This is a genomic window from Pseudomonas trivialis (genome assembly GCF_001439805.1).
In the GTDB taxonomy this organism is placed as follows: domain Bacteria; phylum Pseudomonadota; class Gammaproteobacteria; order Pseudomonadales; family Pseudomonadaceae; genus Aquipseudomonas; species Aquipseudomonas trivialis.
On the sequence record NZ_JYLK01000006.1, the window covers coordinates 155,184 to 170,442 of the forward strand.

Below are 15,259 nucleotides of genomic sequence, written 5' to 3' on the forward strand. Positions count from 1 at the left end.
AGGGCAAGCCCGCTCGCCACAGGAATGGGATTGGCTGAAATATCTCACGCCCACATCGGATCTGCCGGTTTACCGAAACATCTGCCACAACGACGCCCCCACGCCGGTGATGCTCTCACCGGCAATCAAACCCGCCGCTGCCGTGATCGCAAAGCGCTGCGTCACGCTCGGCCAGCGCAGGCTGACCAGCCAGGTGAGCACCGCGCCCAACGCCATCATCAGCGACACCGAGGCCGGCAGCACAAACGCCAGGCCCAGGGCGGCCGCACTCGGCAGGTAGCGTGCGCGATGGGCCGGCAAGGTGCTCTCGAGCACGCCCAGCAGTACGCCAATCAGGCCCGCGATGCCGATGGCCCAGCGAATGCTCGGCGACAGTGACTCCAGGCCATGGGTGAGGGTTTGCGCCACAGCTTTCCAGGTGGCGACGGCCGGCGCCGGCCACTCCTCGGTGAGCAGCATGCCCTGCGGATCAGGGATCAGCGCCAGGTACGCAAACACGCCGACGATGCTGCCAACGAAGATCCCCAGGATCTGCGCAATCATTTGCTTGCGTGGCGTCGCCCCAATCGCCTTGCCCACCTTGAAGTCGTTCATCAGGTCGGTGCACTGCCCGGCCGAACCACCGGCGGTGTTGGCGCTCATCAGGTTGATCGGCACCTGCCCCGGCGCGACGATGCCGAAACTCAACTGGGACAATTGCCCGATCGCCCCGATCGGCGGAATGCCGGTGGCGCCCACCACACGCGCCGCCACGGCCGCCAGGCAAATCGCCAGGGGGATGGTCAGCAGGGCCATGCCCAGGTTGATGCCGAACAGCAGCGCCTGCAGGCTCACCACCAGAATGATCGACAGCACGAAACCTGCCGCCGGCCCGGGCTTGGGCAGGGCCCAGGGCGTACCGCCGCCGGCTTTGGTCGAGGCATGCAATGCCCACAGGCGGATCGCCAGCGAGGCCAGGGTCGAGCACACCATCAGGCTCACCCCCGGCCACAGCAGCCATTCCACCAGCGCGGCGAACTGCGGGCCACTGCTGCCTTCGGGCAGGTTCACCAGGTGCTGTGCCAGCAGCCACGGCCCCAGCCCGCCCCAGGCGAGCAGCGCACCGAGCAACAGGGTCAGGCCCACGCGCAGGCCGATGATGCCGCCAAATCCGAGCAGCAACAGCGAAGGGTCGGCGGTAAACGTGAGGCGTTCGAGCTGCACGCTCGGCGACCCGCGCGGGAACGCCCACATGAAGGTGTCCACCCACTTGACCAGCCCGGACAGCAACGCGGCGCCGAGCAGCACCTTCAAGCGCGTCGCGGCTTCGCGGCCGTGGTTGTAAATGTGCAGCAAGGTCTCCAGGGTGGCCATGCCTTCGGGAAACTTCAGCGCCTTGTCATTGAGCAACGAGGGCCGCAGATACCAGGCGATCCAGATGCCCAGAAAGCTCACCGAAAACACCCAGGCAATCATCGGGAGCGGGTCCAACTGGTGGCCGGTCAGCAAGGTGTAGGCCGGAATCGGCGCCACCAGCCCGCCGGAAATGATCGACGCCGCCGCCGAGGCGACCGTCTGGTTGATGTTGCTCTCGTGCAGTGTCCACGGCAGTTGTGTGCTGGAACGCCTGGCCAGGCCTTGCCAGATCGCGTAACCGACCAGCAAGGCGATGATCGACATGTTGAATGACCAGCCGATCTTCAGGCCGGCATAGACATTGGAGGGGGTCAACAGGATGCCGAGCACGACTCCGGTAATGACCGCGCGCGGGCTGAGTTCACGTTCGACGGGGCCGTGCAAAGGGGAGGTTGGCGGGGTTGAAGGCATGCGGATTCCTTTCGGCAAGGGCACAGGGCGACTTAACAAGTGAGCCCCGTAACCCCCGAAGGTTCATCCGCAGCCTCAGCCCAGGCGGAACCGCGCAGTGTTGTCGCTCAAGGCGCGGCTGCCTTTGCTCAGGGTGTCCGCCGCCTGGTTGACCGCCCGCGCGCCGTCGAGCAAGCGCCCGGCCGCCTGGTCCACCTGCTGGATATTGCCGCTCACTTCATCCGCTGTGGTCGCTTGTTCTTCCACCGCGGCCGCGATCTGCGCCAGGGTGTCGGTGACGTTCTGCACGGCGCCGGCGATCTCGCCCAGGCGCGTGCCCAGCCCGGTCACCGATTCCGCGTCGGTGAGGGCCTGCTCGCAGGCGGCACCCATCAGGCTGACGGCCTGGCTGACCGTGGCGCGCAGGCTGTCCACCGTGCTGGCGATCTGCGCCGTGGAGGCCTGGGTGCGTTGCGACAGGCTGCGCACTTCGTCGGCCACCACGGCAAAGCCCCTGCCCTGTTCCCCCGCGCGCGCGGCTTCGATGGCGGCGTTGAGCGCCAGCAGGTTGGTCTGTTCGGCGATGCCGCGAATGGTGTCGACCACCGACTGAATCTGCTGGCCCTGCTGGCTCACCTGCTCCAGCGCGTTGGCGGTGTCGGTAAGGCGGTGGTTGAGCTGCTGGATGCTGGCCGTGGTGCGCTGGCTGTCGCGGCTGCTGTCTTCGGCGATGCGCCGGGTCTGCTGGGCGCTGCCGGACGCCTGTTCGCAGCTTCTGGCCACGCCCATCGAGGTGGCCGCCAACTGAGTGGCGGCGGCAGCGATCTGGCTGATCTGGTGCTGCTGGTCTTCAACTTCGTTGAGGGTGCTGCCCGACTGGGCATTGAGGGTCAGCACCGCCGAACCGAGCTGTTCGGTCTCGTGGTTGACGCCGAGCAGGCTGGTGCGCAATTGCGCCACGGCAACGTTGAGCGCGGCGCTGATGGCGGCCAGCTCGTCACGGCCTTGCACCGCCACTTCCACGCAGAGGTTGCCGTCGCGCAACGACTCGGCCAGCGTGGTGATGCCGCTGGCACTGCGTTGTATCGCAGCCTGCAGGCACATGAACAGGTACAGGGCCGCCAGGGCCAACAAGCTGAATGTAGCCGCCACTGGCACGAATTGCTCCAGAGAGCGGGCGTGGTAATAGCTGAGGCGCGCATCCAGCGAGTTGAGCGACTGGTTGCGCAGCGCCGCCAGGCTGCCGAGCATGGCGTCGACGCTGCGGTCGAAGGCGGCGCTATCGAGCTTGATGGTACCGCCGAACACGCCGTCGTCGAGAACCTTGAGTTCGCCGTCGAGCAGTTGCAGGCTGCTGTCGTACTGCGTGCTCCAGGGCTCCAGGCCGGCGTAAGGCTTGGCCTTGAGCGAGGCGGCGGCCTTGATCAACTGATCCCGCGCGTCGCCGATGCGGCTACGCAGGTCGCGCATCTGCAAGCGGCTTTGCAGGGTGAACTGCCCGGACGCGATGGACGACTGCCCCACGCTGGCCATGCGCCCGACCCGCTCGATAAGGTCCGGCGTCTGCTGAGTGGAGATTTGCATCAGCAGGTAGGTTTCCAGCCACGGGTCGAGGATCAGGCCGGTGTCCAGCGCGATTTGCTCGCGCAGGCCTTGCATCGCGGTCAGCGCCGAAGTGAAACGGTCATAGCCGTCCGGCCACCAGCCGACGGTGCGCAGCGATTGCGTGTCCATGCCCTTGATCGTCGCTTGCAACGCCGTAAAACGGGCCAGGGTTTCGGCGCTGGCCTGCTGGGCGCCGAGCGTGTCGCCCAAGGCTTGCAGGCTTTGCTGGATCATGGGGTTCAAGGCATCGACCTGGTCCATCGCAGCTTTAGCCGCCGGCGTCGGTTCGCGCAGCAGGTCCACCGCCTTCCAGCGCGCGGCGAGGTTACGCTGGGCGGTGAGTTGGCTGTCGAGGGCGTCCATGGCCAACAGTTGTTGAACGCCGGATTTTTCGCTGGAGATGACCGCACTTTTTTCGCGATAGTCCGCCGCAATCATCCACAGGCTGCCGACCAGGGGCAGCATGAACAGGAGGAACAGAATCTGGAACTTGCGCGCAAAACCGAAGCGCCCGAGCAGGCGCATACCGGGTGATAACAGACTGTGCATTGCCGACAACTCCTGGAACAACCCACACCGTGCACGGCGAGGCGAAGCCTTGAAACGACTAACGGCAAAATGCCATGTCATTGATTAGTCTGGCACAAGCAAGATATGGGCCGTTGGCCACAGGCCCGGAAATGGCGGCGTGGCAAGGACTCGCCCGTGTGCGCTGCGCGAAAATGGGGCGAAACCACTCAGTGTGTGACAGGCACTGTAACCGGGCACCGGATTGGTGCATTGCCGTGTAGCGATTCGCGCATTATGGCCAGGTTTTATTTCAGTAAGGCGCTGATCCAGCCAACCTGCAATTCAAGTGCTCGCAGTCGATCTTCCGGCCCCCCTCGCAACGCTCGCTCGAAGCCTGCCAGGGTGCGCTGCTTCAGGCGCAACAGACGCTGCCACTTGGCCAAAAACACCGGGCTGCGCGCCTGCAGGTTCAGCGGTCCGAAGTACAGTTGTTCAGGCGTATAGGCGACCGGCGTGGAGCGTTCGGCAACGATGATTTCGTAGTAGAAACGGTTCTCGTGCAGCAGCTCCTCATGAAAAATTCGGTAGCCGTTGTCCATCAGCCACTGGCGCAGCGGTTGCTCGCCGCCATTGGGCTGCAGGATCAGGCGTTCCAGGCCGGTGAGACGCGCCTTGCCAGCGTCGAGAATGTCGCGAATCGTCTCCCCGCCCATGCCGCACAGACTGATGGCGGTGATCCCGTCATTCGGCTCGATAGCCGCCAGCCCACTGGCCAGGCGCACCTTGATCAGGCGCTCGAGACCATTCTCACGGACACTGCGCTCGGCCGCCCGAAAGGGCGTCTCGGCCACCTCCCCCGCCACCGCCGCCGTGAGGACTCCGCGACGCACCAACGCGACCGGCAGGTAACCGTGATCGGAACCGATATCCGCCAGGCGCGCCCCCGCTGGAACCTGCGCCGCCACGCGCTCAAGGCGCCGGGATAATGTGTGTTCGTTCAACTGTGGATCCTTTGGATCATGGCTCGCCGGCGACGGCACGTTTGGCCCGTACCGTTTTTTGACTGGCAGGCGCAGCCATTGGCCGCTCCGTCAGCTCGACGCCCAGCGCCGCCATCAATTTCTGGACAGTCTCATAGCGCGTTTTGCTACCGCCCTTCAGGGTTTTATACAGACTCTCCCGGTTCACCCCGGCTGCCTCTGCCACTTGAGCCCGAACAGCCAGCGGTCACGCCAACTCAAACTGCTATCATCCGCGCCTGCACACATCCGGGCTGGAAACCATGAACCGTCAAAAGAAACTGCAGCAACTCTTCAAAGCCAAGGCGAAGAAGGCCAACGCCAAATTGGCGCCTAAAAGCAAAGACAAATACATCAGCAAGGCCGAGCGGGAAAGGCTGGCGAACGAAGCGGATCAAACCCCGGAACTTTCCCCGCAGAGCTGATTCAGCAACCGTTCAACGCCACCTGCGGCCTTTCACCGGCAAAGAAAAACGGCCGCAGGCGCACACCCACGCCGTTGCCGATAAACGCCGCCACCAGCCACACCCAGCCATGCAGGCTGCCCGAGGCGATGCCGCTGAAGTACGCGCCGATGTTGCAGCCGTAGGCCAGGCGCGAGCCGTAGCCGAGCAGCAGCCCGCCGATGACCGCCGCCACCAGTGAACGCATGGGGATTTTCAGGCTGGGGGCGAAGCGTCCGGCCAGGCCTGCGGCCAGCAGCGCGCCGAGGACGATGCCGATGTCCATCACGCTGGTGATGTCTTCCCACACCGGCGCGGCCAGGGCCTTGGCATTGCCGGGCATCTGCCAGAACGCCCAGCTGGACATGTCCACCCCCAACCCGCTCGCCACCTTGGCGCCCCACAGCGCGAACGCCGAGGTGATGCCCCACGGCCGACCGGCCAGGGCCAGGGTGGCGTAGTTGAGCAGCGCCAGGCCAATCGCGCCCCACACCAGCGGCCACGGCCCGCGCAGAAAGCGACGCAACCCCTGGTGCTCGCTTGTCACGCCTTCTTCAAGCTGGCCGTGCCGGGCTTTTTCCAGGCGCACGGTCAGCAGCGCAATCGCCGCAAACACCACCAGGCTCAGGACCAATGCCGGCACCACGCCGAAAAGCTTGACGATGGACATCGCCGGCAACGCCGGCAGCGCAAACCACCAATCCACATGGTGCGTGGCAATCAGCGAACCGCAGATAAAGAACAACAGCGTCACCAGCATGCGCGCATTGCCGCCGCCCACGGTGAACAAGGTGCCCGACGCACAGCCGCCCCCCAGTTGCATGCCGATGCCGAAGATAAAGGCACCAAACACCACCGACACTCCGGCCGGCGCCACCAGCCCCACCACTGGCTGGCCGAACAGCGTGCCCGCGCCCAGCGCCGGGAAAAACAGCAGCACCGCCACCGCCAGCATCACCATCTGCGCGCGCAGCCCGGCCCCACGCCGGTCCTTGATGAACACGCGCCACGCCGAGGTGAAACCGAAGGCGGCGTGGTAGAGGGTCAGGCCCAGGGCAGCGCCGACCACCAGCAACAGCACCTGGCGCGCACCGACCGTGCTTTGCAGGAACAGCGCGCCGGCGATCAGCAGAATAAAGGCCAGCAGCGGCGCGGCTGGCTTGCGCGTGGGCGCCAGGGAAAGGGAGGTACTCATGGGGATCTCGTTTGGCATTGATTGCAGGACGGCCAGTATGCCGTTTTTCGTGGCAGCCGGCTCACCCGCTCCTACAGTGGGACGCTCGATCAGCCACGGCCTATCGAACCGCTCACCGGCAGATTGCCCAACAACTTCAGCCCGGTGGTCTTCACGAAGCTGTCGTAATCCATCGGCCGTTGAATGCGGGTTTCCGAATTCGGCAGCACATAGGCCCAGGCACGTTTGGAAGAGGCGTCGTACACCAGTTTGAACAGGCGCGTCGGCACCCACACCTTATTGCGGCCAATGGTGCCGTAGCCCGCGTCGAACAACGGCCCGGTGAACACGAACACATCGCCGCCCGCGCGCGCGGCGAACTTGCGCACGTCGGCCTCGACCTTGCTCCAGATTTTGCGGTTGTTGGTGGGGTCTTGCGGCACCATGTTCGACAGTGCGAACGACTGCGCCATGGCATGCGCGTTCGGCGCGTCGGCGGCCGGGGACTGGTGGCCACGGTCCACCGCCGGGTGCTGGGCGTGGTAGTCACTCAGTTGCGCGCTACCGCCTTTGGGGATGCGGGGATCGGCGTAGAACTGGTTGGTACGCTCCTCGCCCTTGGCATCTTTCAACACGGCAGCGTTGAGGCGTTCGACCACCACCAGCGGCGTCTTGCTGGTTTGCGAGTAGAGCACAGCAAAGTTGTCGGAACACAACGCCAGCGGTTTCAGGCTGGCAGGCACGGTGGCGGTGTTGATCGGTGCGGCGGGGAACAGGTCGGCGCAGCTGTCAAAGGACAGGCGCTTTTCGTCGCTCGAGTAGAGGGCCGACAGGTTGCGGGCCTGAGCAACGGGCGCGAGGCAAACCAGGGCGGACAAGGCGACGGCAATAATACGTAAGTGCATGTTTCATATCTTGAAAGTGGGGGCCTGTTGACCGCCCTTTTTCACTTTAGTGCCTGTCCGGTCTGGTCTGTTGCCTTCGGCAAATCCCAGGCAAAAAAGGTTCTTCACGGAATCCCGGGAAACACAGAAACAAGAACGCCGATTTGATTGATGATGTTCGTGCGAGCAAACACATCTAACAAACCGGCGTTCTTATGCGCGATATTAATACTTTCCTTCCCTTTTGGGAGGGTTTTTCTGTCGTCAACATCAAGCCTGATGGTGACGGTCTCCAGATCGATCTCACACCCCACACCACCCGCTTCCCTTCCTGCGGAGGGTGCCAAAAAACCTGTTCAACCACTCATGAGTATTGCGAGCGAGTGATTCGTGATCTACCCATTCTCGGTCGTGCGGTGCGCCTCAGCGTTTTGCTCAGGCGTGTTGGTTGCCGCGACTGTGGCAAACGGATGGAGGCCGTCAGTTGGCTGGATCGCTATGCCCGCATGACGCGTCGCTTGGCCGATGCGGTCATTCAAGCCTGCGAGCGACTTCCCACCCTGCACGTGGCCCAGATGTTTGGGCTGCATTGGGACACCGTTCGGTTGCTGGAGCGTCGAGCCTTACAGGCGGCGTTGGCCACGCTGCCGAAGGCGCAACCACGACGCCTGGTGATGGATGAATTCGCGCTGTTCAAAGGGCATCGCTACGCCAGTGTGGTGTTGGATGCCGATACACGACGAGTGCTATGGATCGGCGGGGCATTGATGACAGTCTATCTAATGAAGGCTGAACTCAAAACGCTTTGGGCACCTAGCAGCGCCTGGGGCTGGCGATCAGCCTGGCAGCAATGGCTGCATCATGCTCATGAAAGCGAGATACCACCTCTGATCCAGTTTGCCAAACGGCTAAAGGGTTACTGGCGGGGCATCGTCAGCCGGGTTCGCTGGCCGATGCATACGGGTCAGTTGGAAGGAATAAACAATCGAATAAAGGTCATCAAGCGGATGGCGTACGGTTACCGGGATAGCGAATTCTTTTTCATGAAGATCAAGAACGTCTTTCCCGGTAATCCGTGAAGAACCAAAAAAAGCCTGCATCGCTGCAGGTTTTTCCTATCTGGCTCCACGACCTGGACTCGAACCAGGGACCCAATGATTAACAGTCATTTGCTCTACCAACTGAGCTATCGCGGAATGCGCCGTATGTTACTGATTAAAAAGAAGAAGTCAACCCTGCCCTGCTGACTGCCAGGTTTAAAGCGGATGGCCTGCAGAAAGCTGCTGTTGCGCGGCCAGATCCAGCCAGGCCCGCGCCGCCGGCGGCAAGTGTGCGCTGCTGCGCCAAGCCAGGGCGATGTGCCAGTCCGTTTGCGGTTCGTCGAGGTGGACCAGAGCAATGCCAGCGTGCTGGTGCTTGTGCGCAAGCATGCGCGGAAGAAAGGCGACACCGAGACCGGCGGCGACCAGGTCGACGATGAAGTCGATCTGGCCGCTGCGCGCGGTGACCTTGGGCGTCACACCTTTGCGCTCACAGGCAGCGAGGATCTTGGCGTTCAGGGCGAAGCCGGCTTCAAAGAGAATGAACGGTGAGTCCGCCAGATCCGTGAAGTCGATGCGCTTGCGCAGCGCCAGAGGATGGCTGACCGGCAGGACGGCGATCAAGGGTTCGTTGCGTACGGGCTGATAGTCGAAGCCTTCATCCACGGGCAACAGCAGTGCCGCGAGGTCGACCTCACCGGCTTGCAGGCATTCGCGCAGTTTCTTGCTGCCGTATTCGGTCAGCTCGATCTCGATGTCCGGGTAGCGGCTGCGATAAATCGCAAACATGTTCGCAAACAGCAGGCCGCAGCCCACCGGCGGCAACCCGATGCGCAATACGCCGCGCTTGAGACCGCGCAAATCGTGGATCTCGGCCACAAGGTTGGCGTGTTCGGCGAGCAGCGCCAGCGCGTGGCGGTAGGTCATTTCGCCAGCGGCGGTGAGCTCGTTGCGGTGACCGAGACGATTGAGCAGCGGCATGCCCAATTCCTCTTCCAGGGTCTTGACCGCCTTGCTTACGGTGGACTGGGTAAGGGACACCACCTCGGCCGCCTGGGAGAACCCTCCCTGACGCACCACTTCAACAAAGGCCCGCAATGTACGCAGGTTCATCGGCATTCCTTTTGCGACTGGGGTGTAGTGATAAAAGTTGTTTTTATCATGCCAGATCTTTGCCTATGGTTAACGCATCCTGCCGGAGACACCGCCCATGATCATCTCGTCTGCTTCCGATTACCGCGCCGCCGCCAAGCGAAAGTTGCCGCGCTTTCTGTTCGACTACATCGACGGCGGCGCCTACGCCGAGCACACGCTGCGCGCCAACTGCTCGGACCTGACCGACATCGGCCTGCGCCAGCGGGTACTGCGCAATGTCGAAAACCTGAGCCTCACCACCTCGTTGTTCGGCCAGGAACATGCCTTGCCGGTGATCCTGAGCCCGGTGGGGCTGACCGGCATGTTTGCGCGGCGCGGTGAAGTGCAGGCGGCCAGGGCGGCGGCCAACAAGGGCATTCCCTTCTGCCTGTCGACGGTGTCGGTGTGTTCGATTGAGGAAGTGGCGTCGCACAGTTCGCAACCCCTCTGGTTTCAGCTCTATGTGCTCAAGGACCGCGGCTTCATGCGCAACGCCCTGGAGCGCGCGCAGGCTGCCGGCGTGACCACCCTGGTGTTTACCGTCGACATGCCCACACCCGGTGCCCGTTACCGTGACGCGCACTCGGGCATGTCCGGGCCGTACGCCGCTCAGCGCAGGCTGTTGCAGGCCATCACCAAGCCGCAGTGGGCGTTCGATGTGGGGTTGATGGGCCGCCCCCACGACTTGGGCAACATCTCCAAGTACCTTGGCAAACCCACGCACCTGGAAGATTACATGGGCTGGCTGGCCAACAATTTCGACCCGTCTATCAGTTGGAAAGACCTGGAGTGGATACGCGACGCCTGGAAAGGCCCGATGATCATCAAGGGCATCCTCGACCCGCAGGATGCCAGGGACGCGGTGATCTTTGGCGCGGACGGCATCGTGGTGTCCAACCATGGCGGGCGGCAGCTCGATGGCGTGCTGTCCACCGCCAGGGCGCTGCCGCCGATTGCCGACGCGGTGGGCGACGAGCTGACGGTGCTGGTGGACTCGGGCATTCGCTCCGGTCTTGACGTGGTGCGCATGCTGGCCCTGGGTGCCAAGGCCTGCCTGCTGGGGCGCGCCACTGCCTATGCGCTGGCTGCCGATGGCCAGCATGGCGTGGAAAATCTGCTGGACATCTTCGCCAGGGAAATGCGCGTGGCCATGACGCTGACCGGCGTGACGTCGATTGAGCAGATTGATCACACCCTCCTGGTGCATCAGCCAAATAACCGGCGTGACACTTAGGCGACTGTTTTCGCCTGTAGCAGCCGCCGTTGATTTGTAAGGCGTTTTTTTTAATTAAACGAATTGGCATGAATCTCGCTCTAACACTCCCCAAGCAAGTCAAGTAATGGCACTCGCCACGCTGGCTTAGCCCGTAAGATGTTCCAGTGCTGAGAGGCCGATTGCTGATGAAAACACCTGCCCAGACCCACGCAATCGACTTCGACAGCGCCAAGCTGCAACGCCTGGGCTTCGGTCAGCCTTCGCCGCTGCCGCATCGTCCCGTCACTCTGGCTCAACTGCGCCAGCAACTGGGGCAGCATCTGCAAACCAGTCTGGAACCGGAACGCATTCTGGGTCTGTTCTTTCGCGAGATACAGCGTCTGGTGCCCCTCGATGCGATGGTCTATCGCCACCCGGCCAGCGACCTGCGCCTGGAGTTCGGCCAGCGCGGCCATCACTCGGTGAGTTACATCCTCAGCCACGAGGGTGAGGCTCTGGGCGAACTGGTGTTGCGCCGTCATCAGCGCCTGACCGAGGAAGAGTTGGGGCAGCTCGAATCCCTGCTGTCCACCCTGCTCTACCCAATGCGCAACGCCCTGCTCTACCGCGCCGCCACACGCAGTGCGCTGCGCGACCCGCTGACCCAGACGGGCAACCGCATCGCCATGGACCAGACCCTGCAGCGCGAAATCGGCATGGCGCGTCGGCATCAGCATCCACTGTCGCTGCTGATGCTGGACATCGACCACTTCAAGCACATCAACGACACCCACGGCCACAGCGCTGGCGACAAGGTGCTGCGCGCAGTGGCGGCCTCGATCAAGGGGCAGTTGCGTAATGTGGACATGGTGTTCAGGTATGGCGGGGAAGAGTTTCTGATCCTGCTCTCCAACACCCGCCGGGAGGCGGCTGCGATGGTCGGCGAGCGGCTGCGCCAGGCGGCACAGGCCGAGGATTATCGGGCGGACGGTACCCGGATCGATCTGACGGTGAGCCTGGGTTGTTCAACGTTGTTGGCGGCCGAATCCGCCGAGAGCCTGCTGCGCCGCGCCGACAACGCCTTGTATGTTGCCAAGCGAGAAGGTCGCAACCGTCTGGCAATGGCGGGGTAAGGCCCCGCCACTGGGTTTACATCACGCTTCGCTGGCCACCCGTACCGGACGTTCGCGGGCTGCCACGGGCGCTGTTTCTCTCTCCAGACGCATGCAGCTTTCCAGGAACAGGTACATGTAGTCGTAGCTCTTGCATACGGCCTGGCGCAGCTCTTCCTGCAGGGCTCTGGTCGGGTTCATCCCGGCCAGGGTGCAGATGATCTCAAGCGCTTCCCATGGGTGAGCATCGTCGTACTGGGCATGCATCTTCAACCACTTCATCGCCCGTTTGCGGTCTTCCTCGGGAAAGGCCGCCGCATAGACGCCGGTTGAACACACCACGGCCGACCACTCCCCGGTCGCCCCCTCGATCGCATAGTTGGTGGCGGCAATCGCAACGATCAACGCGTCGGAGGAACTGGTGTGCCAGCACCAATGGCTCAGCGCGTGCAACTCCGGCGACACGTTCTGCGCCTGCAGCTCTTCGAGGCTGACGCCATGGGCGCGCGCCCAATGGACCCAATAGTCGGCGTGGTTGAGCTCCACACGAATATTGCGCATCAGCCAACGTCGCGCCATGTCCTCCCCAGGATGGCGCGCGAACTTGGTTTTGGTGAGGTTTTGTGCCATGTACAAGGCAAACTGTTCCACCACCGGCCAGCCACCGATCAGGTAGTGACGCATGGTTTTGGCGCTGAGCGTATTGTCGCGCATGCGCTGGTACAGTTCGTGTTCGACAACCCGGCGCTTGCTCTCGCTACAGTCCTGGATCAGCTGTTGCGCCCAGGTGGGGTAACTTGAGGCTTCCATAAGCGGGCCGGTTCGGTTGAATGTGTCGATCACTGTAGGGCTCCTTTTTAAGTGTGATTGTACAGACCAGCAAATGTTTCAGCGGAATGTGCCGGGCGCCTTGAATAACAGTGGCTGCGGCCGCGCGGGTCGGCACTGCAAGCTATCGAAGGTAAACAATTGCGGGCGTTCAATCAGGTAGCCCTGAGCGTAATCCACACCAATCTCCAGTAACGCCTGTTCGATCTGGGGTGTCTCCACAAACTCGGCAATTGTGCGCTTACCCATGACATGGCCGATGTGATTGATCACTTCGACCATGGCACGGTTAATCGGGTCGTCCAGCATATCCTTTACGAAACTTCCATCGATCTTCAGGAAGTCTACAGGTAAATGTTTCAGATAAGCGAATGAGGACATTCCGGCGCAAAAGTCGTCGAGGGAGAAGTGGCAACCTAAGGCTTTGAGTTCATTAATAAAGCGAATTGCACTGCCCAAATTGGCAATAGCACTTGTCTCGGTTATTTCAAAACAAATCATTTCCGGCGGAATACTGTAAGTGTTGAATTTCTCACGTAAAAAACCGAGAAAATCATCATCGCCAATGGTGATGCCTGACAGATTGATCGCACACATCGCCATGGGCCGGCCTGGCCGCTCATGCAGGCAACGGGCAATGATCTTGAACACGTTTTCCACCACCCAGCGATCCAGAGACGTCATCAGCCCGTAACGTTCGGCCGCCGGAATGAAACTGTCCGGCAGGATGATGCGGCCGGTTTCATCGTGCAGGCGCAGCAGGATCTCAATGTGGCCACTGCCACCCTCCGTTTGACCCAGCGGCGCAATTTCCTGGGCGTACAGGCAAAAGCGATCTTCTTCCAGAGCCATGTGCAGGCGCTGTACCCAGGCCATTTCGCCAAAACGCATGGACAGCTCGGAATCGTCGGCGTGGTAGACCTGCACACGGTTGCGGCCTTTTTCCTTGGCCATGTAGCACGCCATGTCGGCGGTGCGCAGCGAGGTTTCCAGGGTGGTCGGCGTGCTGGTGATATGCACCAGGCCGATGCTCACGGTGGTCATGAACGGCCGGCCCTTCCACACAAAATGCAGGCTTTGCACGGTATGGCGCAGGCTTTCGGCGATCTTTTCCGCCACCGGTGCCGGACAATTCTCCAGCAGGATGCCGAACTCGTCTCCCCCCAGCCGCGCCAGGGTGTCTTCCCCGCGCAGGTCCGATTGCAGCAGCGCGCAGATGTGCCGCAGCAGCTCGTCGCCGGCCGCATGCCCGCAGGTGTCATTGACCAGCTTGAACTGGTCCAGATCAAGGAACATCAAGGCGTGCCGTGCGTTGGGTTGGCGCCCCGCCTGCTGCAACACCTGCTCCAGGCGGTACTCGAATTCGCGCCGGTTGGCCAGCCCGGTCAAGGCGTCGTGGGTCGCCTGCCAGGACAGGTTGGCGATGTATTGGCGCTCCTGGGTCATGTCGTGCAGCACCAGCACGGCGCCGCTGACCTTGCCCGCGCTGAGGATCGGTGCCCCCACCAGGGTCACCGAGACGGTGCTGCCGTCCAGGCGCTGGATCAGCGTGGAATGATCACTGCCACCACTGAGCTGGCCCTTGACGATGTGCTCGATCAGGGTCAAACCGTCGGGCTCGGGGTTTTCGTCCAGCAATTTGAACAACGCTGCCAGCGGCAAACCCTGGGCCTTGGCCGAGGTCCAGTGGGTGAGCGCTTCGGCAGCCGGGTTCAGATAAGTGATCGCACCGTCGACATCGGTGGTGATGACGCCGTCGCCGATCGATTCCAGGGTGATCTGCGCGCGCTCCCTTTCCAGTTGCAGCGCATCGGCGAACGCATGGCGCTGGGTCAGCAGCTTGTGCGTGCGCAGCAGCGCCAGCGCGATCAACACCAGGGCCGTGGCCAGGTTGGTGATCACCAGCAGCCGCAGGATCATCCGCGATCCCTCACCCAAGGCATCGCTGAAGGCCATGGCCGCCGGCGTCACTCCGTCGTTGACCGCAAAAATATGCGCCTTCCAGCGCCGCACGTCCTCATCGCTGACCTGGCCGCTGTTGATTGCGCGGTGCATCGAGCGCGCCAGGTCATCCAGTTGCAGCAGGTAGCCATCGCCCACCGTCCACAGCTCGATGGCTTTTTCCAGGTAGCTGAAATGACGAAAGTTAAGGTACAGCCAGATCAGGCTGGAGGCATCGTCCGGGTGATTGCCACCCTTGAGGATGCCCTGGCGCGCAGCCTCGACATCCGGCACGGGCTGGTCGAGCGCGATGCGCAGTTCATGCCCGCCCTGGGGTACGGCAATAGCCTGCTGATATTTGAGGTAAGTGGCCGCATCGCGGTTGTCGGCATAGAGCGTCAGGTAATAGATAGCGTCCTTCTGGCCTTTGGACCACAAGCTTTCACCCGCCACATAACCACGCACCGCCGACAGCACATACAGGCTGAGACAGCCCAACAGTGCCTGAAACAGTACGACGGCAATGAAGGGCCAGACGATGCCCAGCAGCCGTGGCGTTCCTAGAGTCCGCTTTTGCTTCATGAAGTCC

At 62.4% G+C, this 15,259-nt stretch carries 12 protein-coding genes, 1 tRNA gene and 1 pseudogene; 4 read left to right on the forward strand and 10 right to left on the reverse strand.

Features of this window, described 5'->3' with window-relative positions:
* Window positions 1-69: 69 nt before the first annotated feature.
* The 4 genes and pseudogenes from TU79_RS11470 to TU79_RS11485 form a co-directional block, all read right to left on the reverse strand.
* On the reverse strand, window positions 70-1,806 hold the full coding sequence (locus TU79_RS11470) for an OPT family oligopeptide transporter (RefSeq protein WP_057008077.1): 1,737 nt from the start codon (window positions 1,804-1,806) through the stop codon (window positions 70-72).
* Between the two features lie 75 nt (window positions 1,807-1,881).
* Window positions 1,882-3,939: a methyl-accepting chemotaxis protein gene (locus tag TU79_RS11475; protein WP_057008078.1), complete on the reverse strand. Its 2,058-nt coding sequence runs from the start codon at window positions 3,937-3,939 to the stop codon at window positions 1,882-1,884.
* Between the two features lie 266 nt (window positions 3,940-4,205).
* Window positions 4,206-4,901, reverse strand: coding sequence for a tRNA (adenine(22)-N(1))-methyltransferase (locus tag TU79_RS11480; RefSeq protein WP_057008079.1), 696 nt, complete (start codon window positions 4,899-4,901; stop codon window positions 4,206-4,208).
* Window positions 4,902-4,917: 16 nt separating this feature from the next.
* Window positions 4,918-5,109 (reverse strand): annotated as a pseudogene (locus tag TU79_RS11485) (helix-turn-helix domain-containing transcriptional regulator); the annotation flags it as partial.
* A gap of 73 nt (window positions 5,110-5,182) precedes the next feature.
* On the opposite strand from TU79_RS11485, the gene TU79_RS25260 reads away from it, so the two are divergent.
* Entirely contained in the window at window positions 5,183-5,344 is a 162-nt protein-coding gene (locus TU79_RS25260) for a DUF2986 domain-containing protein (protein ID WP_069665338.1), read from the forward strand.
* Between the two features lies 1 nt (window position 5,345).
* On the opposite strand, the gene TU79_RS11490 is transcribed toward TU79_RS25260, so the two are convergent.
* Window positions 5,346-6,557: a YeeE/YedE family protein gene (locus tag TU79_RS11490; protein ID WP_057008080.1), complete on the reverse strand. Its 1,212-nt coding sequence runs from the start codon at window positions 6,555-6,557 to the stop codon at window positions 5,346-5,348.
* A gap of 89 nt (window positions 6,558-6,646) precedes the next feature.
* Complete coding sequence (locus tag TU79_RS11495; RefSeq protein ID WP_057008081.1) at window positions 6,647-7,441, reverse strand: DNA/RNA non-specific endonuclease; 795 nt, start codon at window positions 7,439-7,441, stop codon at window positions 6,647-6,649.
* 194 nt (window positions 7,442-7,635) lie between these two features.
* Here TU79_RS11495 and TU79_RS11500 point away from each other — a divergent pair, with 194 nt between their 5' ends.
* Window positions 7,636-8,499: an ISL3 family transposase gene (locus TU79_RS11500; protein ID WP_057008082.1), complete on the forward strand. Its 864-nt coding sequence runs from the start codon at window positions 7,636-7,638 to the stop codon at window positions 8,497-8,499.
* Between the two features lie 41 nt (window positions 8,500-8,540).
* Here TU79_RS11500 and TU79_RS11505 read toward each other — a convergent pair.
* Together TU79_RS11505 and TU79_RS11510 are read right to left on the reverse strand one after the other, a co-directional pair.
* Window positions 8,541-8,616: transfer RNA gene (locus TU79_RS11505), tRNA-Asn, on the reverse strand.
* Between the two features lie 60 nt (window positions 8,617-8,676).
* The gene (locus TU79_RS11510) at window positions 8,677-9,573 is read right to left on the reverse strand and encodes a LysR family transcriptional regulator (RefSeq protein ID WP_057008083.1); all 897 of its coding nucleotides are present in this window, start codon (window positions 9,571-9,573) and stop codon (window positions 8,677-8,679) included.
* A 97-nt stretch (window positions 9,574-9,670) separates the two neighbouring features.
* Here TU79_RS11510 and lldD point away from each other — a divergent pair, with 97 nt between their 5' ends.
* Together lldD and TU79_RS11520 are read left to right on the forward strand one after the other, a co-directional pair.
* Entirely contained in the window at window positions 9,671-10,828 is a 1,158-nt protein-coding gene (gene lldD / locus TU79_RS11515) for an FMN-dependent L-lactate dehydrogenase LldD (protein WP_057008084.1), read from the forward strand.
* Window positions 10,829-10,995: 167 nt separating this feature from the next.
* Window positions 10,996-11,922 carry a GGDEF domain-containing protein gene (locus TU79_RS11520; protein WP_057008202.1) on the forward strand — a complete coding sequence of 309 codons (927 nt, stop codon included), beginning with the start codon at window positions 10,996-10,998 and terminating at the stop codon, window positions 11,920-11,922.
* A 21-nt stretch (window positions 11,923-11,943) separates the two neighbouring features.
* Here the strand turns inward: TU79_RS11520 and TU79_RS11525 are convergent, their stop codons facing one another.
* Complete coding sequence (locus TU79_RS11525; protein ID WP_414896205.1) at window positions 11,944-12,711, reverse strand: iron-containing redox enzyme family protein; 768 nt, start codon at window positions 12,709-12,711, stop codon at window positions 11,944-11,946.
* A gap of 78 nt (window positions 12,712-12,789) precedes the next feature.
* The gene (locus TU79_RS11530; RefSeq protein ID WP_057008086.1) at window positions 12,790-15,252 is read right to left on the reverse strand and encodes an EAL domain-containing protein; all 2,463 of its coding nucleotides are present in this window, start codon (window positions 15,250-15,252) and stop codon (window positions 12,790-12,792) included.
* Window positions 15,253-15,259: the final 7 nt, after the last annotated feature.

What these genes read in the sequence shown, in the direction of transcription:
- TU79_RS11500 (WP_057008082.1), top strand. Translation starts at nt 7,636, where the DNA reads ATGCGCGATATTAATACTTTCCTTCCCTTTTGGGAGGGTTTTTCTGTC.
- TU79_RS11525 (WP_414896205.1), bottom strand. Translation starts at nt 12,711, where the DNA reads ATGGAAGCCTCAAGTTACCCCACCTGGGCGCAACAGCTGATCCAGGAC.
- TU79_RS11495 (WP_057008081.1), bottom strand. Translation starts at nt 7,441, where the DNA reads ATGCACTTACGTATTATTGCCGTCGCCTTGTCCGCCCTGGTTTGCCTC.
- TU79_RS11475 (WP_057008078.1), bottom strand. Translation starts at nt 3,939, where the DNA reads ATGCACAGTCTGTTATCACCCGGTATGCGCCTGCTCGGGCGCTTCGGT.
- TU79_RS11510 (WP_057008083.1), bottom strand. Translation starts at nt 9,573, where the DNA reads ATGAACCTGCGTACATTGCGGGCCTTTGTTGAAGTGGTGCGTCAGGGA.
- TU79_RS11530 (WP_057008086.1), bottom strand. Translation starts at nt 15,252, where the DNA reads ATGAAGCAAAAGCGGACTCTAGGAACGCCACGGCTGCTGGGCATCGTC.
- TU79_RS11520 (WP_057008202.1), top strand. Translation starts at nt 10,996, where the DNA reads ATGAAAACACCTGCCCAGACCCACGCAATCGACTTCGACAGCGCCAAG.
- TU79_RS25260 (WP_069665338.1), top strand. Translation starts at nt 5,183, where the DNA reads ATGAACCGTCAAAAGAAACTGCAGCAACTCTTCAAAGCCAAGGCGAAG.
- TU79_RS11490 (WP_057008080.1), bottom strand. Translation starts at nt 6,557, where the DNA reads ATGAGTACCTCCCTTTCCCTGGCGCCCACGCGCAAGCCAGCCGCGCCG.
- TU79_RS11470 (WP_057008077.1), bottom strand. Translation starts at nt 1,806, where the DNA reads ATGCCTTCAACCCCGCCAACCTCCCCTTTGCACGGCCCCGTCGAACGT.
- lldD (WP_057008084.1), top strand. Translation starts at nt 9,671, where the DNA reads ATGATCATCTCGTCTGCTTCCGATTACCGCGCCGCCGCCAAGCGAAAG.